The sequence below is a fragment of the Nostoc sp. genome (assembly GCF_036917515.1).
Lineage (GTDB): Bacteria > Cyanobacteriota > Cyanobacteriia > Cyanobacteriales > Nostocaceae > Nostoc.
Genome location: NZ_JBALDE010000218.1, coordinates 37,106 through 63,211, shown reverse-complemented (window position 1 = coordinate 63,211; position 26,106 = coordinate 37,106). Strand labels below are relative to the sequence as shown.

Annotated in this window: 22 protein-coding genes and 1 pseudogene; 11 read left to right on the top strand and 12 right to left on the bottom strand. The window is 40.8% G+C overall.

What is annotated here, in order from left to right; translation table 11 throughout:
* The 7 genes from V7K89_RS28600 to V7K89_RS28570 form a co-directional block, all read right to left on the bottom strand.
* The coding region (locus tag V7K89_RS28600) for a tetratricopeptide repeat protein (RefSeq protein ID WP_335193291.1) at window positions 1-1,960 on the bottom strand (1,960 nt) is incomplete at its 3' end.
* 19 nt (window positions 1,961-1,979) lie between these two features.
* A complete protein-coding gene (locus tag V7K89_RS28595; RefSeq protein WP_335193290.1) occupies window positions 1,980-2,816 on the bottom strand; it encodes a hypothetical protein in 837 nt (278 codons plus the stop codon).
* Between the two features lie 108 nt (window positions 2,817-2,924).
* Entirely contained in the window at window positions 2,925-3,302 is a 378-nt protein-coding gene (locus V7K89_RS28590) for a hypothetical protein (protein WP_335193289.1), read from the bottom strand.
* Between the two features lie 271 nt (window positions 3,303-3,573).
* The gene (locus V7K89_RS28585; protein ID WP_335193287.1) at window positions 3,574-4,674 is read right to left on the bottom strand and encodes an ABC transporter ATP-binding protein; all 1,101 of its coding nucleotides are present in this window, start codon (window positions 4,672-4,674) and stop codon (window positions 3,574-3,576) included.
* An 8-nt stretch (window positions 4,675-4,682) separates the two neighbouring features.
* Complete coding sequence (locus V7K89_RS28580) at window positions 4,683-5,567, bottom strand: carbohydrate ABC transporter permease (protein ID WP_335193284.1); 885 nt, start codon at window positions 5,565-5,567, stop codon at window positions 4,683-4,685.
* Window positions 5,568-5,570: 3 nt separating this feature from the next.
* Complete coding sequence (locus V7K89_RS28575; protein WP_335193282.1) at window positions 5,571-6,482, bottom strand: carbohydrate ABC transporter permease; 912 nt, start codon at window positions 6,480-6,482, stop codon at window positions 5,571-5,573.
* A 17-nt stretch (window positions 6,483-6,499) separates the two neighbouring features.
* Entirely contained in the window at window positions 6,500-7,912 is a 1,413-nt protein-coding gene (locus V7K89_RS28570) for an ABC transporter substrate-binding protein (RefSeq protein WP_335193279.1), read from the bottom strand.
* 360 nt (window positions 7,913-8,272) lie between these two features.
* On the opposite strand from V7K89_RS28570, the gene V7K89_RS28565 reads away from it, so the two are divergent.
* Complete coding sequence (locus tag V7K89_RS28565; protein ID WP_335193277.1) at window positions 8,273-9,277, top strand: zinc-dependent alcohol dehydrogenase family protein; 1,005 nt, start codon at window positions 8,273-8,275, stop codon at window positions 9,275-9,277.
* Between the two features lie 177 nt (window positions 9,278-9,454).
* Entirely contained in the window at window positions 9,455-11,353 is a 1,899-nt protein-coding gene (locus V7K89_RS28560) for a transketolase (protein WP_335193274.1), read from the top strand.
* Between the two features lie 521 nt (window positions 11,354-11,874).
* Here the strand turns inward: V7K89_RS28560 and V7K89_RS28555 are convergent.
* Window positions 11,875-12,849, bottom strand: a complete 975-nt coding sequence (locus tag V7K89_RS28555; protein WP_335193272.1) for a toll/interleukin-1 receptor domain-containing protein — start codon at window positions 12,847-12,849, stop codon at window positions 11,875-11,877.
* Window positions 12,850-13,092: 243 nt separating this feature from the next.
* Between V7K89_RS28555 and V7K89_RS28550 the strand changes: the two genes are divergently transcribed.
* Both V7K89_RS28550 and V7K89_RS28545 read left to right on the top strand, forming a co-directional pair.
* Window positions 13,093-14,364, top strand: coding sequence for an urease accessory protein UreH domain-containing protein (locus V7K89_RS28550; RefSeq protein ID WP_335193270.1), 1,272 nt, complete (start codon window positions 13,093-13,095; stop codon window positions 14,362-14,364).
* 160 nt (window positions 14,365-14,524) lie between these two features.
* Window positions 14,525-15,040, top strand: coding sequence for a hypothetical protein (locus tag V7K89_RS28545; protein ID WP_442941784.1), 516 nt, complete (start codon window positions 14,525-14,527; stop codon window positions 15,038-15,040).
* A 198-nt stretch (window positions 15,041-15,238) separates the two neighbouring features.
* Here the strand turns inward: V7K89_RS28545 and V7K89_RS28540 are convergent, their stop codons facing one another.
* Window positions 15,239-15,361: a hypothetical protein gene (locus V7K89_RS28540; RefSeq protein WP_335193265.1), complete on the bottom strand. Its 123-nt coding sequence runs from the start codon at window positions 15,359-15,361 to the stop codon at window positions 15,239-15,241.
* 401 nt (window positions 15,362-15,762) lie between these two features.
* Here V7K89_RS28540 and V7K89_RS28535 point away from each other — a divergent pair, with 401 nt between their 5' ends.
* The gene (locus V7K89_RS28535) at window positions 15,763-16,284 is read left to right on the top strand and encodes a hypothetical protein (protein WP_335193263.1); all 522 of its coding nucleotides are present in this window, start codon (window positions 15,763-15,765) and stop codon (window positions 16,282-16,284) included.
* A 439-nt stretch (window positions 16,285-16,723) separates the two neighbouring features.
* Here the strand turns inward: V7K89_RS28535 and galE are convergent, their stop codons facing one another.
* The gene (gene galE / locus V7K89_RS28530; protein ID WP_335193261.1) at window positions 16,724-17,722 is read right to left on the bottom strand and encodes a UDP-glucose 4-epimerase GalE; all 999 of its coding nucleotides are present in this window, start codon (window positions 17,720-17,722) and stop codon (window positions 16,724-16,726) included.
* Window positions 17,723-18,100: 378 nt separating this feature from the next.
* Between galE and V7K89_RS28525 the strand changes: the two genes are divergently transcribed.
* The 3 genes from V7K89_RS28525 (at window position 18,101) to V7K89_RS28515 (ending at window position 21,957) form a co-directional block, all read left to right on the top strand.
* Window positions 18,101-18,748, top strand: a complete 648-nt coding sequence (locus tag V7K89_RS28525; protein ID WP_335193259.1) for a hypothetical protein — start codon at window positions 18,101-18,103, stop codon at window positions 18,746-18,748.
* A gap of 246 nt (window positions 18,749-18,994) precedes the next feature.
* Window positions 18,995-20,746: an ABC transporter ATP-binding protein gene (locus V7K89_RS28520; RefSeq protein ID WP_335193257.1), complete on the top strand. Its 1,752-nt coding sequence runs from the start codon at window positions 18,995-18,997 to the stop codon at window positions 20,744-20,746.
* 992 nt (window positions 20,747-21,738) lie between these two features.
* The gene (locus tag V7K89_RS28515; protein ID WP_335193255.1) at window positions 21,739-21,957 is read left to right on the top strand and encodes a hypothetical protein; all 219 of its coding nucleotides are present in this window, start codon (window positions 21,739-21,741) and stop codon (window positions 21,955-21,957) included.
* A 119-nt stretch (window positions 21,958-22,076) separates the two neighbouring features.
* On the opposite strand, the gene egtC is transcribed toward V7K89_RS28515, so the two are convergent.
* Window positions 22,077-22,904 carry an ergothioneine biosynthesis protein EgtC gene (gene egtC / locus V7K89_RS28510; RefSeq protein ID WP_335193253.1) on the bottom strand — a complete coding sequence of 276 codons (828 nt, stop codon included), beginning with the start codon at window positions 22,902-22,904 and terminating at the stop codon, window positions 22,077-22,079.
* A 202-nt stretch (window positions 22,905-23,106) separates the two neighbouring features.
* Here egtC and V7K89_RS28505 point away from each other — a divergent pair.
* The 3 genes and pseudogenes from V7K89_RS28505 to V7K89_RS28495 all read left to right on the top strand — a co-directional run.
* Window positions 23,107-23,278 (top strand): annotated as a pseudogene (locus V7K89_RS28505) (IS66 family transposase); the annotation flags it as partial.
* A gap of 262 nt (window positions 23,279-23,540) precedes the next feature.
* Window positions 23,541-24,596, top strand: coding sequence for a magnesium-protoporphyrin IX monomethyl ester (oxidative) cyclase (acsF, locus tag V7K89_RS28500; RefSeq protein ID WP_335193251.1), 1,056 nt, complete (start codon window positions 23,541-23,543; stop codon window positions 24,594-24,596).
* Window positions 24,597-24,826: 230 nt separating this feature from the next.
* On the top strand, window positions 24,827-25,066 hold the full coding sequence (locus V7K89_RS28495; protein ID WP_335193249.1) for a hypothetical protein: 240 nt from the start codon (window positions 24,827-24,829) through the stop codon (window positions 25,064-25,066).
* Between the two features lie 177 nt (window positions 25,067-25,243).
* On the opposite strand, the gene V7K89_RS28490 is transcribed toward V7K89_RS28495, so the two are convergent.
* Window positions 25,244-25,645, bottom strand: a complete 402-nt coding sequence (locus V7K89_RS28490; RefSeq protein WP_335193247.1) for a VOC family protein — start codon at window positions 25,643-25,645, stop codon at window positions 25,244-25,246.
* Window positions 25,646-26,106 lie beyond the last annotated feature (461 nt).

Genomic DNA, 26,106 nt, shown 5'->3' with positions numbered 1-26,106 from the left:
GAAATTTCCAAACCTCATAATCATCTGATTTCAATTCTAAAGCTTTATCCAAACTAGTAAGTGCATCTTGATAACGCTCTAAGTTGGAAAGCAATCTAGCTTGAAATTTCCAAACCTCATAATCATCTGATTTCAATTCTAAAGCTTTATCCAAACTAGTAAGTGCATCTTGATAACGCTCTAAGTTGGAAAGCAATATAGCTTGAAGTTCCCAAAGCTCATAATCATCTAATTTTAATTCTAAAGCTTTATCCAAACTAGTAAGTGCATCTTGATAACGCTCTAGGTTGGAAAGCACTATAACTTGAAGTTCCCAAAGCTCATAATCATCTAATTTTAATTCTAAAGCTTTATCCAAACTAACAAGTGCATCTTGATAACGGTCTAAATCAGCAAGTACTATAGCTTGAAGTTTCCAAACCTCATAATTATCTGATTTCAACTCTAAAGCTTTATCCAAACTAGCGAGTGCATCTTGATAACGCTTTAAGTTAGCAAGCAATCTAGCTTGGAGTTCCCAAAGCTCATAAGCATCTGATTTCTTCAACTCTAAAGCTTTATCCAAACTAGTAAGTGCATCTTGATAACGTTCTGAATCAGCAAGCAATCTAGCTCGGAGTTCCCAAATTTCATAAGCATCTGATTTTAATTCTAAAGCTTTATCCAAACTAGCAAATGCATCTTGATAACGTTCTGAATCAGCAAGCAATCTAGCTTGGAGTTCCCAAAGCTCATAAGCATCTGATTTCAACTCTAAAGCTTTATCCAAACTAGCAAGTGCATCTTGATAACGCTCTAAGTCAACAAGGAATCTAACTCTGTAAATCCAACCTTCATAATCATCTGATTGCAACTTTAAAGCTTTATCTAAACTAGCAAGTGCATCTTGATAATGCTTTAAGTAAGCAAATACTATAGCTTGAAGTTTCCAAATTTTATAATTATTAGGATTAATGTTTATATATTGATTAAAGCTACTAATAGCATCTTCTGAACGATCCAATCTTAAAAAAGCTAATCCTAGATTGGCATAAACCTTATAGTTATTAGGGTCAATTTCTGAAACTTTATTAAAACAAATAATAGATTCTTCTATACGTTCAGAACGTAACAAAGCAATTCCACAATATTCCCAAGCCTGACTTAATTGATCATTGATAGCTAATGCACTATTATAACAATCAATAGCATCTTTTAAACGTTGTAATTTAAATAAAAGTAATCCTTTTGTAAATAACAAATCAGCTTTTTTATGTGGATTTTGATAGTCTTCATCTAGAATAGAATCAATTTTCAAAATATTTTCTTGACATTGAGCAGTAGTAAAATCATTCAAGTCTTCTTTAATATCTTTATCAATAACTTGTAAGATTTTTTCTAAAATATCTTTGTCTGTAGAAAATTCAAAAGTACCTGAACGCCAGTCATAGAAATCTGGGGCACGACGGATAAAGTATTTGACAGCAAATTTAGGTAATAAAAAAAGGAAGCAGATATTAAAACTATCTCTAAATTTTTCTCTTTGCAAATTTAAATGAGCTAAAATACGAGGAACAGAATCCTCCTTGTAATAATCTCCTTCGCCTCCAAAACCTGATTTAATATAATCATTTAAAGAAAATTCCAAACCTTCAATACATAGTATGTTAATATCATCTCGATTAGATAAACCATTAACAATATTATAAAGATTATCAATAGGTTCAGTAAATTTTAAAACTTCAATGTGCTTTTTCGGTAAATCAGATTTTAGTCTATGTATTAATCTTTCTGCCTGTTCTGTAATACATTCTACAAAAAATAATCCAAATCCATCTGTCCAACTAATTGAACGTAACAATATTTGGTATTCTTCTTCTTGTTCTTGATTTAAAAAGCTATCCTTGTTTGATATTAAATAAGGTTTGCTCGTTGGTATCAAAAATTCTTCTAAATCGTTGGGAGAAGAAAGCTTTTTCATTTATTAGTATCTTCTTTATTTATCCATTTTTTTCTTTTTCTAATGCTCTTTGAAATTCTTCAATATCAAAAATCAAAGGATGAATGTTATACCAAGGCTTTATATTATCATTTTCTACAAGATGATATTCTAGAATAGAACGATTAAATAATAATTTATTATAGTCATAACTATTCGATTTTTGTTGAAACAGATAAACTTTGGCTAACGTTTGCCATTCATTTTCATTTATTGCGTTACGATAAGTCTTTCTCATTTCCGTAATTGCTCGTTGTGCTTCTTTATGAGAAACTGGTAATGTCTTAGTTCTTTCTAATGCAATTCTTATTAAGAATATCAGGTTTCTTACATGACCTCCACTCATTAAGCATAGATCTTTTACGACTTTTTCATCCTGAAATACTTGGTTTAATCTTAACTTTTTACTAACAATATGAATTCGCTTTTCAATAAGTTCTTTAAGTTTATCAATACCAAATTGATATTCTTTCCCATCTGGAGTATGAGTCATAATCATTGGTAAAGAGTGAATCAATCCAAATCTATCCTCTAAGATCGTTGCTTGCTCTGAGTAGACCATTGAAATAGGGACAGTATAAATCATATGGCATTGCAGCCTTTTAAGTTGTTCACTCCGATCAATAAAAATCTGATCATGATTGCTGCGTTGACTTGCTTGATCGAATACAAGTCCAATTCGGTCTAAATTATCTGCAATAACAACAATACCTGAATATCTATCAGACAACTTACGCCTTGCTTCAGCAAGAAACTTATTCAATTCATCAATCAAAGAAGGTGTATGCTTTTCTACCTCTTGCTGGATTTTCTGACGAGTACTTGGAGAAGATTTCATTACAGCAGTTACCTTAGCAAATTGAGAAATGCCAAGTTCTATATTCGCTTGATCAAAAGAAATTTCCGTCGAAGCTAATTCTTCTAGAGATTTCCATCGTTCCTTTAACTAATGAACCAATGTATTGGCATTAGCACTATCTTTTAACGCTTCTACTAAATATCTTGTACAAGCTAGTAAAATATCGGTATGCTGAATATCTTCTTCTTCTAGATCATCCCCAGCAGCAAAGTAAACAACATAAAAATCTTTTTTTTCTAAATATTCCTTAAGTCGCTTTAATTCTGTTGATTTACCTGCTCCCCTATGCCCTGTATATAATTGATAAACAAGCTGATCTGACAAAACAATCGAACTACCTAGCTGCATCATAATGTCGCCATCGCCTCTAACCTCCTGACAGTCTACATAAGCTAAATCTCCTGGCTCTAGAGGATTAAACGGGTTAAACATATTGTAGAGTTGCCTATGTAAGTCTTGAGCCATAACAGTTTTTTCGATAAAGAGAAAAGAATCATTAAAATGTAATCATATTGTAAATCAAGGTCAAAAGCATAAGCGCAAATTACTAGGGTGTGTTTTAAAGTTATAGCTATAAAATGCATCCAAGTATCATTCGTGCAAAAATTTACTTAGCATACATACAAAAAACCCGTTTTGGCACGATGCACGGTGATCATCTTGCTCGTGGCGCGTGGGTCGATGTGGAGGCTGTGGATCACAGGGTCTACAATCTGACGATGAGATTAATGTCGTATTAGCTCCTGACATCTAACATTTGTCTTTTAACAAGAGCATGGCCAGATTGCACATCAAACCAGTGAATATCTTCAGGGGGCAATGCTAGTGTAATATCCTTGTCACTCCAATTTTGGTCTATTGGCAACAAAGCACGTACTGTAATTGCTTCGGTTTGTGAACCTTCAATCCTGACACTGACCAAATAGTGCATACCCAAATTTTCCACTAAAAACACTCGCCCTTGGATAGTCTGGGTATCACCTGGTTGAGCAATGCGGACATTTTCTGGGCGGATTCCTAGAACAATCTGCGGTGGTACAGTTGGTATATCAGGGAGAAGCACTTGGAAGTTACCCAGGATAGCGTATTTTCCCTTACAAGGTAGAGTCAGCAAATTCATTTGCGGACTACCAACAAATCCAGCTACAAATAGATTAGCTGGATGATTATAGATGCGGTCAGGCGGATCGAGTTGTTGGACATAGCCATCATTGAGTAATGCAACCTTCGTGGAGAGTGTCATCGCTTCGGTTTGGTCGTGGGTGACGTAGACAACTGGCACTTTTTGGGCTGCAAAAATTTGCTTAATATCCGCTCGGACTCTTTCCCGCAGCAGTGCATCCAGATTACTTAAAGGTTCATCCAGCAGGTAGACATCAGCATTACGCACCAAAGCCCGACCGACAGCAACCCGCTGCCGTTGACCTCCCGACATTTGACCAGGCTTGCGGTTCATTAACTCTGCTAATCCTAAAACTTCTGCCACTTCCGCCACTCGCTGTTTAATTTCTGTCGGTGGTACTTTTTTCAGCTTCAGTCCAGAAGCGAGGTTTTCGTATACTGTCATGTGGGGATAAAGTGCATAGCTTTGAAATACCATTGCAATGTTGCGATCGGCTGCTCGCTTATAAGTGACATCCACTTCCCCAATCTTCACCTGACCGCGAGTCGGTTCCTCAAGACCCGCAATCATGCGTAGGACTGTGGATTTACCACAGCCAGAAGGGCCAAGTAAAGTGAGAAACTCATCGTTATCTACAGTTAAGCTAACGTCTTTGACAGGGACGACTTTAGGACTGTAGGTTTTATTCAAGTTTTTGAGTTCAAGTTTAGCCATTTTGATTTTTATCCCTTGACAGCACCAGCGGTAAGACCTTGGACAATCCGGCGCTGGAAAAACAAAACTAGTAAAATCAGGGGTAATGTCCCGATGACAGTAGCAGCCGCGATCGGGCCATAGGGAATTTCATATATTGTTGCACCACCCAACTGAGCAGCAGCAACGGGAATCGTCTTCAACTCTTCACGGGTCATAAACGTCAGAGCAAAAATAAACTCGTTCCAAGCAAAAATAAAGGTGAGGATTCCAGTAGTCACTAAAGCGGGAAGGGTCATCGGCAGCACGATTTGCCATAGTAGTTGAAAGGTGTTGTAGCCATCGACTCTAGCAGAATCTTCCAAATCTTTTGGCAATTGTTCAAAAAAGCTTTTAAGTACTAAAATTGTTAGCGGCAAATTGATGGCAGTATAAGGTATAATCAGCGCCAGATAATTGTTGCCCAATTTTAGCGCTTGGATAATTTCTAACAATCCTAAGAACAACAAAATTCCAGGAAATAAAGTAACAATCAGAATGCTGGCGAGGATAACTTGTTCACCCCAAGGGCGTAATCGTGCTAGGGCATAAGCCGCAGGTGCGCCGATCGCTAAAGCTACAGCAGTAGAAGTAATCGACACAAAGGCACTGTTGAAGATGTAGCGCCAAAATGGACGGCGGGTAAATAACTCAATGTAGTGATTGAAAGTGAATCGCGTGGGGAAATAGACAGTAGGAACGGCGGCAATATCGTCATTTACTTTAAACGAGGTCAGCAATTGCCATAGAGCTGGTGCTAGGCTGAATAGCATTACTAATGCAACTATTATAAACAGCAAGATTTTTTTTAGAGAAAACTTGGTTCCCTCTGTTTGTTTTGGAGTTGTTGAAACTGCTTGTGGAGTTATGCTCATGGGTTAAATGGCTCCTGATGTTTTGGCACGGTATTTGTTCAGCAAGAAACTAGCGATCGCCACCGCCGCAATCAATATTAAAAATGTCACTACTACCAGGGCTGCTCCATAACCAAAATCTAAGTAGCGCATCACCGTAGAGTAAATGTACAATGACACCACTTCTGTAGCGCCACCAGGGCCACCCCCAGTCATCACAGCAATCAAGTCAAAAATCCCGAAAGCTTGAGCAAACCGAAATAGCACTGCAATTAAGATTTGCGGCAGCAGTAATGGCAGGGTAATATTGCGGAAACTTTGCCAAGCAGTTGCTCCATCAACTGAGTAAGCTTCATAGAGGTCTTTTGATATCGACTGCAACCCAGCTAGCAACAGGATACTAATAAACGGCGTAGTTTTCCAAACATCAGCAAAAACCACTGCGATCATCGCCAGCGTTGGATCTCCTAACCAATTAATCCCAGTTTTAATCAGCCCCAACCGCAGCAAAATATCGTTCACAACCCCAAACTGGTCGTTAAAAATCCAAGACCACGCCAGACCAATCAAAGCAGTAGGCAAAGCCCAAGGGATAATTGCAGTTGTACGCACTATGCCCCGCCCAAGAAACGCCTGATTGAGAACTAAGGCAATCCCTAGTCCTAGCAGTAGTTCTGAAATTACTGATGCTGTTGTGAACACGGTTGTCGCCCACAAACTCTGCCAAAAACGACCATCCCCCGCCATCCGCACATAATTCTCTAAACCAGAGAATACAGGTTGTAGCTCTGTTGCCAAATTTTTAGTAAATACGCTTAACCAAAATGCTCGTAAAATCGGGTAGGCAAATACAAACAACAACAGCAGTAATGCGGGTGTTAGTAAGATCCAGGCTGTCTGTTGTTCTCGATTTCTGAGTGTATGTAAATTAGTCATTTGTCATTTGTCATTGGTCATTGGGCATTGGGAAGAGACTTGGGGACAAGGAGAAGGGAAAGACTTGTTGTAAGTTCTAACTTTTGTCCCCTTGTCCCCTTGTCTCCCTTGTCTCCCCTGCCCCCTGCCGCCAGCAATCGGCGTGTTTCCGCAGCAGCAGCTTGCATTGCTCGTTCAGGATTCATCCGACCAGATAAGGCGGCGCTGAGATAACGCTGCAAAATATCTGATGTCTGAGGATATTGCGCGATCGGCGGACGTAAAACTGCATTGTCCACAACCTTCAATAACTGCGGATAGTGAGGGTATTTAGCAACAATCTCTTGGTCAGTAAACAATTCCCGGCGACTTGGCACATAGCCTGCACTGAAAATGAATCGGCGCTGTGCTTCCCGACTGGTAAAATACTGAATTGCTTTCCAAGCTTCTTCTGGATGTTGAGAAGATTTCGCAATCCCTAAACCCCAGCCCCCTAGACAAGCCGCTCCCGTCTTACCAGGAGCATGAACCATCGGTTTAATCGCAATTTTGCCCCGGATTGGCGAATTTTCTGCCTGGGCTAAAGGCCACGCGTAGGGCCAACTGCGTAAAAATGCTACTTGACCACTTTGAAACAAGCGTCGGGTATCTTCTTCTTGGTAAGTCGTGACTCCAGGAGGAGAAACGCCCTGCCTAACGGTACTACGCAGAAACTCAATGGCTTGTAATGTTTCTGGTCGATCTAGTCCAACTTCGAGGGTCTTGGGATTAACCCAGAAGCCACCAAAGCCATCGAGGACTTCTGCAAACATCGCCACAAGTCCTTCATATTGCCGACCTTGCCAAAGATAGCCCCAATTTACCTGTTTTTTCTTTTGCAAAATTTGGGAAATTCTAATCAAATCATCAAAGGTTTCTGGCGGTTTCAACCCTGCTTGTTTAATTAAATCTTCCCGGTAGTAGAGCATTCCCACATCGGAACGCACTGGAATGCGGTACAGCTTGTCTTGGTAACGTCCCCCTTCTACATCCTGGGATGAAAATGCTGCTAACTCTTTTTTAGAAATGCGATCGTCTAAGGGTAGCAACCATCCAGCAGCAGCAAACTTGGATGTCCAGATCACATCCATATTGATCAGGTCATAAGGGGATTCACCCAAGATAAAAGATGAGGTATACAGGTCTTCGAGCAAATTTGTGGCATTGGGCCCTTCAACTAGGTTAATCCGAATACCTGGGTTCTCAGCCTCGAAGTCTCTAATTAAACCCTTCCTCCAAGGTTCGGCATCAGGAGCAGTCATTAATATATTCAGGGTAACTGGTTGCTGTGAAAGTGCTACCCAACTGAAAAATATAATACTCAAGAGAGTTGCCAAAAAAAACCCTATATGCAAATAACTTTGTTTTTGGATGAATTTTTGCAACTTGTTTATTGGCTTTCGGTACAACATTATCAATGTAGCGATCGCTAGTGGTAATTATTTAAGAAATAAAAACATAAAATATCTGAAAAAAGGTTATTTTGTATTATTTTTTATCAAAATGCTTGAGTAATGAAGAAGCAAGTCAATAAATTTAACATTAAGCTGGTATAAAAGTAAGTAATCTGATTGTCAATCAACGTTAAATGTTGCTAACAAACCGTAAACATTCAGTAGCCCATTTTCAGATAAAAAACTGTTTAATCATACTATTAAAGAGTAGTGCTATAAATGCAAATTAAATTATTTTTAATCAACTTACATCAGGTTAGCAGTTAGAGATAAAAACTGCTATATTGAAATATTTAAATATTGAATACTGAATAGATTATGCGTGCAATGATTTTATCAGCACCGCGTCAGCCTTTACGTTTAATTGACTTGCCACTACCAAAACCCAATCCTGAGCAAGTACTAATTCGCATTCATGCTTGCGCTGTTTGTCGCACAGATTTGCATATAGTTGATGGAGAATTAACAGAGCCAAAACTACCTTTGGTACTTGGACATCAAATTGTAGGTACTATTGAGGGTATTGGCGAACGTGTTAAAGGATTTACTATCGGTCAACGTGTTGGTGTTCCTTGGTTAGGCTACACTTGCGGCGTTCACTGTCGTTACTGTCTCTCTGGTCAGGAAAACCTTTGTGATTATGCGGGGTTTACTGGTTACAATTTTGATGGCGGTTATGCCGAGTATACTGTCGCTGACCATCGCTTTTGCTTGACTTTAGACCCTAGTTATTCTGATTTACAAGTTGCCCCTTTGTTGTGTGCTGGTTTAATTGGCTACCGGGCTTATAGAATGACTGGTGCTGCTCAAAAACTTGGTTTTTATGGCTTCGGTTCCTCTGCCCACATTTTAATTCAACTGGCACGCTATCAGGGACGGCAGGTTTTTGCTTTTACACGTTCTGGGGATATTGAAGGTCAAAATTTTGCTCGACAATTGGGTGCAAGTTGGGCTGGTGATTCAGATGTATTACCGCCAGAACCCTTGGATGCAGCAATTATATTCGCCCCGATGGGTCAGCTTGTTCCAGCGGCTTTGCGTGCAGTTGTCAAAGGCGGCACTGTAGTTTGTGCAGGGATTCACATGAGCGAAATTCCTGCTTTTGCTTATGAAATTCTTTGGCAAGAAAGGGTATTACGGTCTGTTGCTAATCTGACTCGCAAGGATGGAGAAGAATTTCTCGCTTTAGCACCCAAAGTTCCGATCCAGACACAAGTAAGTCTTTTCCCTTTAGCTGAAGCTAATGAGGCTTTGAATGCACTTCGCAATGGCTTATTTGATGGTTCGGTAGTATTAGTTATCGATGACAAAGGCTCTAGTTGAAAAATTGGCAGCAGCAAGTAGGGAAAAGATATTTTTCTTTGCAAGTACTTAAACATAGAGCTTGATAGTTGATAAATTTCTGCCTGTTAACTCTGTCATTTGTTAGAGTAAACAATTGTTCTTGTTGATTAGGATGTGAGTGCTGTCCTTAGTTCCCATACATGGAAGAGAGCGATCATGGCTACCCTTGAACAATTGCAAGCATGGCATGAGTTGGCACAACAACTGCGAATTGATAGTATTCGTGCCACCACCGCAGCCGGATCTGGTCATCCCACCTCCTCAATGTCAGCTGCTGACCTGATGGCAGTGCTACTTGCCAAGCATCTGCGTTACGACTTCAGCAATCCGCACTCCCCTAACAATGATCACTTAATCTTCTCAAAAGGACACGCATCACCGTTGTTGTACTCAATTTATCGAGCGGTGGGAGTAATTGATGATAGCGAATTGATGTCCCTGCGCAAGTTTGGTAGTCGCCTAGAAGGGCATCCAACCCCAGCATTACCTTGGGTAGATGTGGCAACGGGTTCGTTGGGACAAGGACTACCGATCGCTGTTGGTATTGCTTTAGCTGGAGAGTATTTAGACAAGCTGCCTTACCACACCTGGGTTTTGTTGGGGGATAGTGAAATGGCGGAAGGTTCTATTTGGGAAGCCTTTGAACACGCCAGTCACTACAAACTGGCAAATCTGATTGCTATCCTTGATGTCAACCGTTTGGGACAGCGAGGTGAAACGATGCTAGGCTGGAACACCCAAACATATTGCGATCGCGCTCTTGCTTTCGGCTGGAAGGCAATTGAAATCGACGGTCACAACCTAGAAGAAATTGACGAAGCATACACAGCAGCTATCGATAACCCTAACTGTCCGACACTGATTGTGGCTCGGACAAAGAAGGGCAAGGGTGTTGCAGATTTAGAAGATATTGGCGGTTGGCATGGAAAAGCCTTGAAACCTGACCAAGCAAAGGCAGCGATTAAAGAACTAGGTGGTGAACGTCAGATCACTATTGCCGTTTCCAAACCTAATTTACAAATCCAAAAAACTGCAATTGGGCAAATTCAAACTCTCCAACTTCCTAGCTATCAATTGGGAGAAAAAGTGGCGACCCGTAAAGCTTATGGGGATACCTTAAAAGCTCTCGGAGCGTCTCGACCAGATGTAGTTGCTTTAGATGGTGAGGTGAGCAACTCCACCTACGCCGAGGAATTTGCCAAAGCTTATCCTGAGCGCTATTTTGAAATGTACATTGCCGAGCAGCAAATGGTTGCCGCAGCAGTGGGGTTACAAGTGCGCCAGTATAAACCTTTTGCTTCTACTTTTGCGGCATTCTTAAGTCGCGCTTATGATTTTGTGCGGATGGCTGCCATTTCTCGCGCCAATATTAAACTTGTTGGTTCTCATGCAGGAATTTCAATTGGTGAGGATGGCCCTTCACAAATGGCACTGGAAGACTTAGCTTCTTTGAGAGCAGTGTATAGTAGCACTGTGCTTTACCCTAGTGATGCCAATCAAACCGCTCAACTTGTCGCCCAAATGGTCGATTGTGATGGTATTGTCTACCTACGCACAACCCGTGAAAGCACACCTGTTCTCTATGAAGCTGAGGAGGATTTTTCAATTGGTGGCAGCAAGGTCATCTATAGTTCCGATCAGGATCAAGCAGCAGTGATTGCAGCAGGTATTACGCTACATGAAGCACTTAAAGCATATCAGCGCCTCAAGCAGGAAGGGATTACGATACGCGTTATCGATGCTTACTCAGTCAAACCAATTGATGCTACAACTCTGCATCAGGCTGCCCGTGATACCCAGGGCAAACTTGTTGTAGTCGAAGACCATTGGGATGAGGGTGGACTCGGAGCTGCTGTCCTCGATGCTTTTGTGAGTACAGATGCTGCTTCTACCTCTGATGGATTGCCACTAAACTTAATCAAACTGGCAGTACGGTATCTGCCTGAATCTGGGACTCCAGAAGAGCTACTTCATGCAGCAAAAATTGACGCTTCTTCTATTGTTGAGGCTGTGCGATCGCTTGTTAAACAGCCTGCTTGGGCATCAACGAAGTAATACCAATTCGCAATTCGCAATTGAGAATTGGTTTTTACCTTGTGCTTTGTGCCCTATCTACAATTTTAAGAGGTAAATTACAATGTCAAATAGTTTAAAAACAATCAAATCTTTCAACGCACCCTAATTCAAGAAGAACGGCTAAAATAGTAATTTCTATTCTCAGAGATAATTACTGATTGTTTTCCAGTCCGCGTAAGCGGACTTTGTTTGTATAGCTATAGCGGGTTGATCCCGTAGAGAAGCGATCGCAGCTTGTAGATACTGTCTTATTATTGTTTGCTGTTATATAGAGACATTTATACGTATTATCTCGTAGTTTTTTTCAGAAATAAAATATGATTCCTATAGGATAAGTATTATCCTATGCTTACTCCAAACAGGCGTTAAAATTCTCTGTTCGATAAGCTTTTGGCTTATTTGTTTGGCATCTTGCTCAGTCAGCTTTTGGTAAACTCCCTAATTCACTAGAAATTATTTTTACAAGAGTTTTTTACAGATTGAGCTTTATGACAGAACATTCATGTTGAGCCTTGTTGCAATGGTCTTAGCAAGATACCCCAAAAATACTCAGCAGCCCCTTGTTGAGACAATAATTTCTTCACATTCTGTTGGCTTGCAAAGAAAGCCATTCCCAAAGGTTGCAGAAAAAGAGCATATCCATCATCAACTATAGACATGGATTCATTAATACTATTATCACTTCCTGAAGCATTCGAGGAATATGCAATGTCGCTTCCAGAAAGACGGCTACTTCCTCCTGTCCAAATTCGACATTCAGTAGCTTTCTTTCCCCTAATGTAGACAATAGCCGAAAAATGATTTGCATCTATACGCTTGAAATGTGTATCAACTTCTGGATTTCGGTTGGATAGTTCAGCAAGTGAATTCTCAAAAAAGTTGGATATGTATTCAAACAATTCCTCTACAAATTGATCCCTGTCTCGATCCGAGAATGTTTTGCGAATACGGAGATTGCTCGATCTTGGTATATCCAAAATTTGTGGTTTGACAGCAGAACCGTAACTTTTGCTTGGTGGCGTGGAATCCTGATGGGGTTGTAAGCGAGTAATTGTCGCTTGTACAGCGTTGACTACTTCAAGAAAAGCATCGTCTTGATCAGGGAATTTTTTGATAGGCTTGCCATCAGTCGGCGTGACTAAGAGCTTGCCAAATGGTGCACTGCGCCAATCGCATGAAAGCAGGATGACTGGTATAATGTGGGATTCTCCTTGCTCATGCTTTTGCATTGCACGTTGCATCTCAATGTCATAACAATAATTGGAAGCTAGAAAATCTGAACTGACTAATAAAAGAATGATGTCTGCTTCTTCCAAGTTTTTGCTTATCGCCTTATCGAATTCCTCACCAGCAGTTATTCGCCGATCATGCCACGTCTCTATGAAGCCTTGCCTTTTTAGCATAGCAAGATGAATTTCCAGCTCATCGCGCAGGGTTTCATCCCGATGTGAATAAGAGAAAAAAATTGTAGCCATTCGACGATTATTAATTAAAGGCAGGTATTTACTTATGATCAATATCTTTATATTTTATACCAGTACAAAAGAACTAATTCCCGAAAGTAAACATCAAGTTTGACGCTTTGTCTTTTGACAGCGATCACAACTTCACTTACAGTCCGCACTAGGGGAGTGTTGAGTACTGAGTAAAGAAGAAAAGAAAAAATTTCTTAATTTAGACACTCAGGACTCATAACTCAGAATCTCGGGACTTTTTTTATGGTAGATTTGTTGCTGATCGCAATCGTGGGGTTCCTGGGGAGTTTTGGACATTGCTTTGGGATGTGTGGGCCGCTAACAGTGGCATTTTCTCTGTCTCATCAACCAAAAAGTCCACAAACAGTTTCCTTGGGACGGACATTAACCTTAGAAAAACCCGATACTTGGCAACAGCAATTAAAATTTCATATCCTGCTAAACCTGGGGCGGATGTTGAGCTATGCTCTAGTCGGTGCTGGCATTGGGGCGCTAGGTTCGGTATTGCTGCAAAGTGGACAGCTAGCGGGTGTTGGCAGCGACTTCCGGCGCTGGATGGCAATTCTGACTGGTGTGATGTTGATTTGGTTTGGCTTAGGACAAGTGAAACCCAATTTACTACCGCGCATTCCCGTGTTACATCCCTTATCGCAAGGTAGTTTACACGATCGCCTCAGCAGAGGAATGGTTAAACTTTCCTTAAAAACCAAATGGTGGACGCCAATGCTTTTAGGGATGACTTGGGGGTTAATGCCCTGTGGTTTCCTATATGCTGCCCAAATTAAAGCCGCTGGAACTGGCAATTTATGGATGAGTACAGCTATTATGCTGGCTTTTGGCTTGGGAACCTTGCCTACGATGCTAGGTGTAGGCGTTTCCACATCTTTGCTAAGTAAAGACAAGCGCAGTCAGTTGTTTCGATTAGGCGGTTGGGTAACACTTACCATTGGCATCATCACCTTGCTACGGACTGGTGACACAATGGTAGATTACACTGGACACGCCGCCTTAATCTGCTTAATTTTGGCGTTAATTGCGCGTCCGATTAGTGGCTTGTGGGCTTCACCACTGCGTTACCGCCGCGGCTTAGGAGTGGGATCTTTTGTGCTTTCTGTGGTTCACACCCTCCACATGATAGAACACTCATTGCAATGGAATTTTGCCGCTTTTTCGTTTCTGCCGCCAGAATTTCAGTGGGGGATGGCTGCGGGTGCTGTAGCATTGGTATTAATGTCCCCCGCCGCTTTTACAAGTTGGGAATCGTTGCAAAAATCTTTGGGCAAGCGTTGGCGACAGATTCATCTATTGGGTGTGCCAGCCTTGCTATTGAGTGCCATTCATACTGTGTTGATTGGTTCCCATTACCTGGGTTCCTTGCAATCAACTTGGGGAAATAAATTAGCGGCAGTACTGATGGTAATTGTTACTCTCAGTGTCTTGCTAGTGCGATCGCGCTTTTTTTGGTCAAAGTTAGCCGTAGAAAAGTTTTATGTTCCCCCAACCAAATCGCGGTAAATCATCCTTATTTTCTGGCTCCATTCTAAAGAGTCAAAAACAGAGGCGTTACCCCCTCAAAGACATTTTCTGGAAGAATCAAGGAAAAATAAAGTATTTATTATTCCTAAGTTGCTTAGTTATATCAATAACTAATCTTTACCCTGCTTTTGCTCATAAGGTGGAAGTAGCTTCAGATGTTGGCGGCACTCTCCACATTGAACCAAATGATAATCCCCGTGCTGGAGAACCAAGCCAAGCCTGGTTTGCACTTACCCGTAGAGGTGGAAAGGTGATTCCCCTCTCACAGTGTAATTGTCAATTGGCTGTTTATGCCGAACCTTATGCAGCCGGAGAGCCGCCGCTTTTAGAACCACAGTTACAACCTGTGGCAGCCGAACGTTATCAAGGCATCCCAGGTGCAGATATTACCTTTCCCAAACCAGGTCTTTATGAATTGCAACTAAATGGAAAACCTGTCTCTGGGGCAAGATTCAAACCCTTTGAATTCAAATTTGAAGTAACTGTGGCAGGAGGTGGGTCTACACAAGATTCACGAAACCTGCGAAATGTCAATGGCGATTTAGTAGGAGGTGAATCTCAACAATTACCAACTTGGGCGATCGCACTGCCAATTCTCGGATTTATTGGCATCTTAGTTGTAGTCATGCAAAGTATGAGGAGGGGTGGGGAGTAGGAGAGTGGGGACAATACGGTTCGGATAAGCAGGGGGAGGCAGGGGAAGAAAGAGTTGATAAATTAGTTCTTTCCCCCCCTGCTTCTCTTCTACCCCTGCTCCAGAAGCTCACCTCAACGCAGAAATTCCTTAACAAAACGGTATTGAGAGTGGGGAGACATTTTTTTGTGTCTCCCTTTGTGCGCGTCAGAGAGTCAGTTAACCAAAGACCAAAATAACGCCATCGCCTTTTTTCTCCATGTTTTGGACATCTAGCTGTGCGTCTTGGTTCTCGATTTCTACTTTTTTAAATGAGTCAGCCAAAGCATCTGATTGATGCATTACGATCCCAATTTAAAAAATGATTGCGACAGATGCCTTTACAAAGCCCTGACGCAGAAGGCGATTCCCAATCCGTCTTAGAAAGTCTGAGCGTTGGAAATCGACGCTCAGATTTTCCACAAAATCTCAAATCCCAAATGGTATGAAGTACAGAACCGAAGCCTCAAAGCCAGATATGAAAACAGTTTTACCTCAGGCATTTATGCAGCTATAAGGCTGCGATGTTCATCCTGAATTATGTTGTAAGTCCGCATTCTTCATCAAAAATGCAGCACAAGTTCAGATTCAAGCGAAAACCACTATAAATCTTAACTAAGTATAGCTAGCATTCAACATTTCTGGCACAAGACAAATCAGCAAAGCCTAATTTTATTCTAAACCTGGGTGAACAGCCACTTAAAATGACTTTCACTGGCTATAGCTTGCCAGAATTAGGATTGCAATATAATCAAGATAGTTCTATTCCAATTGAATTAATCGTTAAGCCAGATAATTCTGAACTCAGGTTAAAACTGGCTAATAATACAAGTTTATCAATAGATTTACCTAATCCTAGTCAAGTAGATTATGAGCAATGGCTACGAGGAAATTTAGCAGTTAAAAACGTGCAATTTAAGGAGATAGACAAAACTGGAATTAATGTTAATGATAATTTAGAAAAATCCACCATTATTAATGGTGATATCCGTATGGGAGAACGAAATCTTAAAATTGAATCTCATCAGTTCCTTATGATAGAAAATCCGGGAATTGAATACCTGCGACATTTAGCAATTATTCCAGCTAAAACAAGTCAAGAAGTAGAATTACGCATCAATGGTGAAAGTGTAGAAATCTCTGAACCTCCTGAAGGAATAGAAGTGAGGATTGCAGGTAAATCTAAACAAATTCATGTAGGAATAGATCCCCCCGTTTACCTGTAAATAGTCTGCAATCAAACTTACTCACTAGCTGGGGATTACCTAATGATGTGGTAATTGCTATTATTCCATTTGTTATGGGTGTAATTGCTTCGGTTTTTACTTGGCTAATCAATGACTTTTTATCTTGGCTCAAAGAAAAAGATGTTAAACCAAAAAGTTAATGCGATCCAGCCATTTGCATTATCCCACCACGGATGTGAAGCCAACTTAGATTGAGATTTTGGTGGAGATTGAAGCATTTGAATATTGAGGTACTTCATCCCGCAGATTTTGTGCGATCGCTTTTACACCTTAATTGTAAGCAATTCTTTGTGGAACTGGCTTCAGACATTTTCATGTCTATCCTTTGAGTCTGTCTCCTTGTAATCTAGTTAATAATATACAAGTGTTGGGAGCAGCACTTCCCCCAGCACATGTACTTATCTACTTTTGACTTCTTTTACTTATGTCGCTTTTGATGCCACTGCCACGCATGAGCGACGATATCTTTAATGGATGGATACTGAGGTTGCCAGCCTAAGATTGTTCTGGCTTTATCGCTGGTGCCAATGAGAATTGGGGGATCGCCAGGACGGCGATCGCGTTCTTCTACTGGTATCAAAATTCCTGTCACATCTTCGACTGCGGCAATGACTTCTCTGACGGAGAAGCCACTGCCATTGCTCAAATTAAAAACTTCGCTATCACCACCTTTTAATAAATATTCCAATCCCAAAATATGGGCATCTGCTAAGTCATTAACGTGAATATAATCTCGAATACACGTACCATCGGGCGTGGGGTAATCAATGCCGAAAATTGAAATGGCTTCTCGTTTGCCTAAAGCTGTCATTAGTACCAAGGGAATCAAATGGGTTTCTGGGTTGTGATCCTCACCCAGTAAGCCATTGGGATTAGCACCAGCAGCATTGAAATAGCGAAAACGCACTGATTGCAAACCGTAAGCGACATCAAAATCAGAGAGAATCCTTTCTACCATCAGCTTTGTAGCGCCATAAGGATTAATCGGATTTTGGGGATGGGTTTCTGGAATCGGCACGAATTCCGGTACCCCGTAGGTGGCACAGGTAGAAGAAAAGACAAATTTCTTTACAGATGCTGTCAGCATCGCTTCTAACAGCGTCAAAGTACCAAGGACGTTATTGCGGTAATATTTGGCCGGATCGGTAACAGATTCTCCTACGTAGGCATAAGCAGAAAAATGCATCACTGCAGCAATATCGTGGGTTTTAAATAGATGATCGAGCAAAGCGCGATCGCTTGTGTCCCCAATTATCAGTTCTACCTGTAAAACCTTTTCTACTAAATCGCGATGTCCATAGACCAGATTATCAAGTATGACAACGCTATAACCCGCTTTCTTCAAAGCAAGCACTGTATGGGAACCAATATATCCAGCTCCCCCTGTTACCAGAATAGTAGGCTTTTCAGGCGACATAGTTTTTCCTTTTAAGTCGATTACTTAATTAATTTAGTTTATCGGTGCCATATTACTCTTCTGGAAAATTGTAAATAATAGACGCAGTGTCAAAAAATTGCACTAAAATCACTACGACGGTAGTCTTTGGGTGTGAGGTTTGAGAAATTTTAAGTCAAACAGTACGATTACAATTTGACAATAAAATAAATCCATTTCCTGAAACCTCTAGGTTGAGCCTTACGGGTGACGCTTCTAACGTCGCTATCAGTAAGAAGTCGCCAGTTGTTTTATGCAGGGAAACCATGCATAGCAGTCCTTTCTGGGGGCAACTCCAATCGAAACGGACTGCCTTACACCACACTGGCTCACTGCACCAGAAAATTTGAGAGTTAGTCTATGTTTCTATTGTTAAGCCGGGTACTGCTGTGGCTGCTGATTGGCACTATCGTTTATTCTCTGTTCCAGCGATTTTATCCCTCTGGAAGTTTTGTCGGGCGATTAATCTTAGTCGTTATCTTGGTAATCGTAGCCCTATCATTTCTTAACCCCAACGAACCTGCTGTGGCGTCGTTGTGGAGGATGCTATCTTTTCCACTCAAGCCTCTAGGAGCCTCTGTTTTACTGATGATTATTGCCGCTCAGAAAATCAAAGGAGGTGGAATAGACAAACCAGGAGGATACTTGATCGGTTGGGCACTGACGATTTTGCTGTTAGCAAGTACACCAGCAGTTGCCTATTTACTTTACAGAGCGCCAATAGCAATGACAGGTGAAAACTCTGTCGCATCTGTTACACCAACATCTGAGACACTGGTGGCATTAGGGCAACCCACCACAGCTAACATCTCAGATGTAACGGGAAGCATTCTTTCTTATAATTTAAGAGTGCCTCCCTATTTATTACAAGGAAGTCCTCAAGATATTCGTACACGCGGTTTACGACTTGAAGACTTTGTACCAAATTCGGAAACATTGCAATTGACAACAAGAACTTGGGAAAGTTACCTCGTTGAAATTTACAGATTCTTGCGTGTTCAGCGGTAATCAGGTAAGAAAATTTTATTGGGTTCGTAGTAAGCGCTTGAGTGCTTAATCCAAGGACTAAAGTCCTTACTACGAACTTATTTCTTCATTAAAGTTGCTGTGGTGGACTATTAGTAATGAATGGCAATAACTATCCAGTTAAAAGAGGTAACAAAAGCTGAATTTATAACAAGTGATATTTCCTCTGCATAGCTACCTTCTGGGACTAGCAGTTAATCTAGATGATAAAGTTGCACAATTGCTTTAATGGCAAAATCTCGACGAATTGCTAAACTCGGTGCTTACCTACGACCCCATTGGCGGGAAGCCTCCTTGGGTATTCTCGCTTTGTTGTCTGTCAACGCACTAGGTGTTTATATTCCTTGGTTGATTCGTGCTGGTGTTGACAAACTCTCGGCAACCTTCAGCTGGAACCAAATACTACATTACGTAGTAGTTATTGTCTTGCTCAGTTCGGCGATGTGGCTAATGCGGATGGCATCACGCATTTGGCTATTTGGGGTGGGACGGCAGGTGGAATTTGACCTGAAACAACGGATTTTTGAACACTTACTGAAGCTAGAGCCTGCTTATTTTGCTAGTAATACTGCTGGCGATTTGATTAGTCGGGCTACTAGTGATGTGGACAATATCAAGCGGTTATTGGGTTTTGCGGTCTTGAGTTTGGCAAATACGGTGTTTGCCTACGCCCTGACACTGCCAGTAATGCTGGCGATTAGTGTGGATCTCACTCTAGCCGCCCTAGCAGTGTACCCTTTTATGCTCTTGTTGGTGAGTCTATTTAGCGATCGCTTACGCAAACAACAAGCAGCAGTCCAAGAGCAACTCTCTGACATCAGCGAACTCATCCAGGAGGATATGAGTGGCATTGCCTTAATAAAAATCTATGCTCAAGAAGCAAACGAGCGTCGAGCTTTTGCCAAGAAAAATCAGCAGCTATTGACTGCTAACCTGGAATTGGCAAAAATCCGCAATACACTGTTTCCACTAATTGGTGGGCTAGCTAATATCAGTTCATTGGTAATCATCTGGCTAGGGTCGGCACGGATGTCTGCTGGAACGCTTCAGGTTGGCGATTTTTTAGCACTGTTAATTTATGTAGAGCGCCTGGTTTTTCCCACTGCTCTTTTAGGATTCACAATTACTGCCTACCAACGCGGTGAAGTTAGTATCGATAGGCTGGAATCTATTCTCTCTGTCACACCAAAAATTAAAGATGCAGCCGACGCTATACATTTACCAGTAGCTGAACTTAAAGGCGAACTGACAGCTAAAAATCTTACCTACAATTACCCTGGTTCCACTACTCCAGCTTTAGCAAATGTTAACTTTACCATTGCTCCTGGAGAAACTGTAGCGATTGTTGGGGCAATTGGTTCGGGGAAATCTACTTTGGCCAATGCTTTACCCCGCTTGTTGGATATTGAATCAGGACAATTGTTTTTAGATGGGCTAGATATTACTAAGATCGCTTTGACAGATTTACGAGGTGCGATCGCCTACGTTCCTCAAGATAGCTTTCTATTTAGCACTACAATCAAAAATAATATTCGCTACGGCGATCCACTTAGCGAACAACAGCAGGTAGAATCTGTCGCTAAACTTGCCCAAATTGAATCAGAAATTCAGAATTTTCCGCAGCAATATGAAACTATTGTTGGTGAACGCGGTATTAATCTTTCTGGCGGTCAACGGCAACGTACTGCTTTGGCTCGCGCAATGTTGATTAATGCTCCAGTGTTAATTTTGGATGACGCTCTCTCTAGTGTGGATAATCAAACCGCCACGCAAATCCTCAAAAATCTCTCTAGTGGTACTGAACGTAAAACAGTAATTTTTATTACGCACCAATTATCAGCGGCGGCGGCGGCTGACCGAATTTTTGTAATGGAAAAGGGAAAAATTGTGCAGGTCGGAAATCACTTAGAACTTTTAAAACAACAGGGTTTATACAGAACTTTGTGGAGCCAACATCAAGTTGAGGAATTACTGCGGTGAAGAAGACAGTATAAAACAAGTTTCAAAAGCCTTGAATGAAAGAATAACTGATAGCTTGCCCAGTTGAGCAAATTCATATCTAGCAACCTTTTGGGCTTTTCTATCCATCGAACTTACCTTAACAAGAGGTAAATATCATCATGCTTGAGAATAAAGTTGCCCTAGTTACAGGAGGTACATCAGGATTGGCATAACGGCAATCGCCTTTGGTGCTGCCAAAGCAAAAGTCGTCTTCTCAGGTAGACGCGAAGCCGAAGGTGAAGAAACTGCTGCGATGATTTGCGATCCTGGCTCAGATGTTCTTAATTTTTTCTAATTCTCTATCTGTAATCAGTATTTCACTTTTTGAAACTTCACGAGAATTAATACCAATAAACGAAAGGATAGGATTTTGATCTATTAATTATTGCCCGATTTTTAATCTATCTTTAGCCTGCTGGATTAGTTTTGACTTGTCTGACTCTAACAAGTCATCTACTTGCCGTTCTAAATCAGCTAAATTATATATTTGAGCGCTTCTTAGAAAAATAATTCTCTTGTAAAAAATGGGGGTATCGGTATTGGACACGATAGAAAACGATCAATATCAAGTAAAACCACTCTATCTTTGAGTAGTTGCTTTTCTAATCTTATTAATTTTCCTGTAATTCATATTTTATAGCTTCATCAAGAGCGATCGCCGCTAAAGAATCCCCATGTTCTCGACGAGCCAGAATAGTTACCCAAGTGCTGGCAATCCTATCTGTGTGTAGACGCTTTGCGGCTTGTCGTTAGCAGCCCATGTGCTGGGCGCACCTTCAGGATGAAAGAAACTGGAAATCCACAATACCAGGCAAAATAGTCAAAAAAATGACTTCAATAGAGAGATAATGGCATGTTCAGACAGTTAAGACCACACTAAAAAAACAGCTAATCGTGCTAATCTTGCTTTTTGCCAAGCTGCTGCTGCCCTCAAAGCCAGTAATACGACTTTAGGGCATTTTTATCGCCGGATGCGTAGCAAATTGGGGGCACCGAAGGCAATTGTTGCAACAGTCCATAAACTTGCTCGCATTGTTTACCACATGCTGAAGTATCGGGTGCCATTTGAAGCTATAACTCCACAGCAGGAAAATACTCGCTATCGCCAACAGGCTTTGCGACAACTGCAAAATAAGGCTCGTCAATTAGGAATGACCATAATTATAGAGCCTCAGCCAGAATCCGCTTGATGCCTTGATTGCGACTTTCGGCAATCAGAGGTTTCTTAGGAGACATTGCCCCCTTGCATTTGCACTGGGCTTTTCATATCTTGGTCAGTTCTCCAATGCGTTGAGCCAGCATATTTTCATCAGTTCGTCAGAGCTAATTCCACCTTGACATCTCCTTTATCACCCAAGGATATAATTGTCGGCACCAACGAATCTGCTTCGACCAATAGAATACTTTGTTCTAAAAAGGGAGTCCAATTTTGTCCAGATAAAGGTTCAGATGCCACAATAACTCCGTTGAAATTTTCCTGCTGATTACCAGACCAATAAAGAGTAGGTGCTTGCATACCATAAGCATAGCGGACTGCGGCAATCGCTTGACCATCGCTAACAATCATATTGGCACTAAAACTGGTATCGTACTTTTGAGCTAAATTAGTCAATTGTTGCAGCGTCATGCTTAGGGCTGACAAAAGATTGCTATCTGGAGATGACTGCCACATTTCTACTAACAAAGCAAAGATATGCTCTGAGTCTGTCATACCTTTAATTAGATGGTATGTTAAATCAGAAAGACTATCACGTATCGGTCTATAGAGAGTTTGTTGAAAGCTGGATATTTCACCATTATGAACAAACAAAAGGTTCTCACTGCGAAATGGCTGACAGTTACTAATGTCAAGTGCTTCGCCTATTCCTGCTAATCGAGCATAACCTACGGTACAATGAGACTGTATATATTGACTTAATTGTTGCAAATTTGTATCGTTCCACAGTGGAATAGTGTTACGGTAAATAAACGATTTTCCCGCTTCATCGTACCAACCTATACCAACACCATCGCCACACATTACTCCAGACTTCAATTCTTGAGAATTATAACTTTGTTGATAAAGAGAGTGTTCTGGTTTATATAACAATTCCTCTAATAAAATACTCTTGCCAAGATAGCCAACTAATCTACACATAGAAAAAATGATGTAAAAATAAGCAAATTTAGCTAAAAACTTAATCTCAATTGTCCGACTTTAGCTATTGTTAACTATTTTTATTTTAACAATCAATTTATATATTATGTAGGCATTAACTATGACTAAAGTCATGAATATATTTATAACTTTAGCTAGAAGATATTTATTTAAGAACTAGATTTAATAATATCAAAACTATCTAAAAGCCAGTAGGAATTTAGATAGTAAAACCTCATTAAAACCGCCGTCTGGGGACATTCACAAAAAGAGCAAAAACAAAAAAGCACCACCACAAGAAGATATCAAATCAGCCGAAAAAGAAACTAGGGGGACAGCCAGGACATCAGGGCAAAACCCGTAAGGGTTTTGGCTGAGTAGATCGTTTCCGAAAACAGATAAAAGCTTTGCATGACTGACTTTCATCATGCGATCGCCTTATAGCTTGCCTAGTTGAGCAAATTCATATCTAGCAACCTTTTTGGGCTTTTCTATCCATCGAACTCACGTTAATTTATTTATTGGAAATCCCTGCCTGCCGACTTTACTGAAGGATTGTAAAGAGGCCTAGCAAAATAATTGCATTTGTCATAACTTGATAGTTATGTAACTATTGATTTGATCGCTTCATTACTCATGGTTAACACCCTACCGAAGCCAGAAATCAAAACCCCCAGCAAAGAAACTGTACTCACCCCCCGGTTTTACACTACAGATTTTGAAACCGCAGCCAAGCTGGATTTGTCTGCTCAGGAAACGGAGTTGCAGGCGATGTTGACAGAAATGCGGACAGACTATAACCGCCACCATTTTGTTCGGGATGAAGCGTTTGAGCAGTCTTGGGAACACATTAGCGGTGAAGCAAGGCAGGCATTTATAGAGTATTTGGAACGCTCCTGCATTTCTGAGTTTTCCGGCTTCTTGCTATTCAAGGAATTATCCCGCAAGCTAAAAAATCGTAGTCCAGTGCTAGCGGAAATATTTCAAATGATGGCGCGTGATGAAGCCCGCCACGCCGGATTTCTTAACAAAGCAATGACCGATTTTAAACTCTCCCTTGATTTAGGCACTGTTACTAAAACCCGCACTTATACATTTTTCCCGATTGAATGGGTACTTTACACCGTTTACCTCTCAGAAAAAATCGGCTACTGGCGTTACATTATTATTTTCAGGCATCTAGAAAAGCACCCGGAAAACCAGTTTTACCCTATATTCCGCTACTTTGAAAGTTGGTGTCAGGACGAAAACCGCCACGGGGACATATTCAAAGCATTATTGCGTTCTCAACCGCAACTTTGGAACACCTGGAAATCCAGGCTGTGGAGTCGCTTTTTCTTGCTATCAGTATTTGCTACTCACACTCTGACAGTTCATGAACGTTCCGGGTTCTACAAATCATTGGGACTTAATGCCACAGAATTTGATATTCAAGTTATCTGCAACACCAATAAAACCGCAGGACGGGCTTTTCCTGTAATGTTGAATACCGAACATCCCAAATTTTTCCTACGTCTGCAACGCTGTGCTGGTTATAACTTAAAAATTGCAGAGATTGAAAGCAGTTCTAGTCCGAAATTGGTAAAGCTAATTCGTAAACTACCTTTGATTGCAGCAATTGTTTGGAATCTGCTGTTAATTTACCTGATCAAACCAATTGATACTGAAGCCCTGCGGGGAACAGTTCGTTAGCTATTTATCAGACATCTGCTGGTGAAATTAATTGTGTATCCTGAATAACGCATAATTAATTTCACTAGATGTCAATTCTTGAATATTTGGGTAGCTGAAAAATGACAAAACTAGACTAAAGTCTATACATAAGTATGTCAATAAAATAGTTAAATTTTTGTATATATAGGACTCATATTTGATTTTTGAAATACACGTAGTGGCGTGGCAAGGCTAACGCACCAAAACCTTTGGGTGGTGCGTTACGCTACGCGATAACACACCTTACATATACTGAGGAATTTACAGCTTTAGAATTATGGCGGGCATTGAGTAGCAGTCCAGCCGAGTGTTTGGGTCAGAAAGTCAGTGCGATCGTACCTCATCAATCAGCAGACATTCTGAGATTCACGACCCGGATTGGGCAGTTCCACCAAGTGTCAAAATTACTAGGCAATGCTGGAAAGCAACCTAGAACACCGATTCATTAATAAAGCACAAGACTGATAACCCTGTTTTAACGCCGATGCAACTTTTACAGGAGCAGACTTAGAGCAGGTAATTGGGTTGCGTCGCTAAGGTGCGATCGCTATTGATTACGCACCTACACCTAAATCTGACTCCAATTCATGCCCAATTCTGAGGGCTGATACCTTTCTTCTTTTTTGTTAAACTTCTCTACCGCCTGTATGTGAAGAAGTTAACGTCAATAAATAGCCGTCCGGTCCAGTCAAGGTAAATGAACTGTGGATTCTGCCTGTTTCGATCTCAGAAACAGTCAGTCCCCACTTCTTAAAAGTATCTCTGGTGACAGAAACATCATCTACCATCAGATCAAAAGGTGCGTTGATTCCAGGAGCGATTGTCTCTGAACTTGTTCTCAGAACTAAATGCGTTCCTCCCCGTAATTCTAAAACAGCTAATTGTTCTGATTGAGCGATCGGACGCAGCCCAATCAGAACGAAAAAATCCCTAGCCTCTGCTACATTACTCACATATAATCTCACATGCCCAATCGCCACCGGGGGACGGGTATCCTTTTCTTTTGCAATAGTTTCTGGTAGTGACATAGCTTTAATCCAAAAATCTTTAGTTACCGTTTAACTCTGTTGACTTCAGCAGGTTTGCGATCTCCCAAATCAGCTTGGTCAAATTCAGCAGTTTTGGGCAAATTTATCTCAACGTTTGATAAAGTATCAAGTTATACTTTAGCATTTTGAAATTGTCTATTTAAAATATGTTCTTCAGTTTTTCGATTTCCAGTTATGAAATGAAAGTGATAGCCATTAAGGATAATTTTTAGTCGGTAAGCGCTGATTTAATAATCGCTGCAATTGTTGATAATTAATCTGCTCTTCTATATTAATTAATATTTGTGGGATGTTGCTGAGTTTTTCCTGGAAGAATGATATTTAATAATGCAGTTATGGTTAAAATAGTGAACCATAAATAACGCTTGATTTTCATAATATAAAAATTATTACTTTTGAATACTCCCGCACTACGTAGTAATATCTCTAGGTGCCTGAAA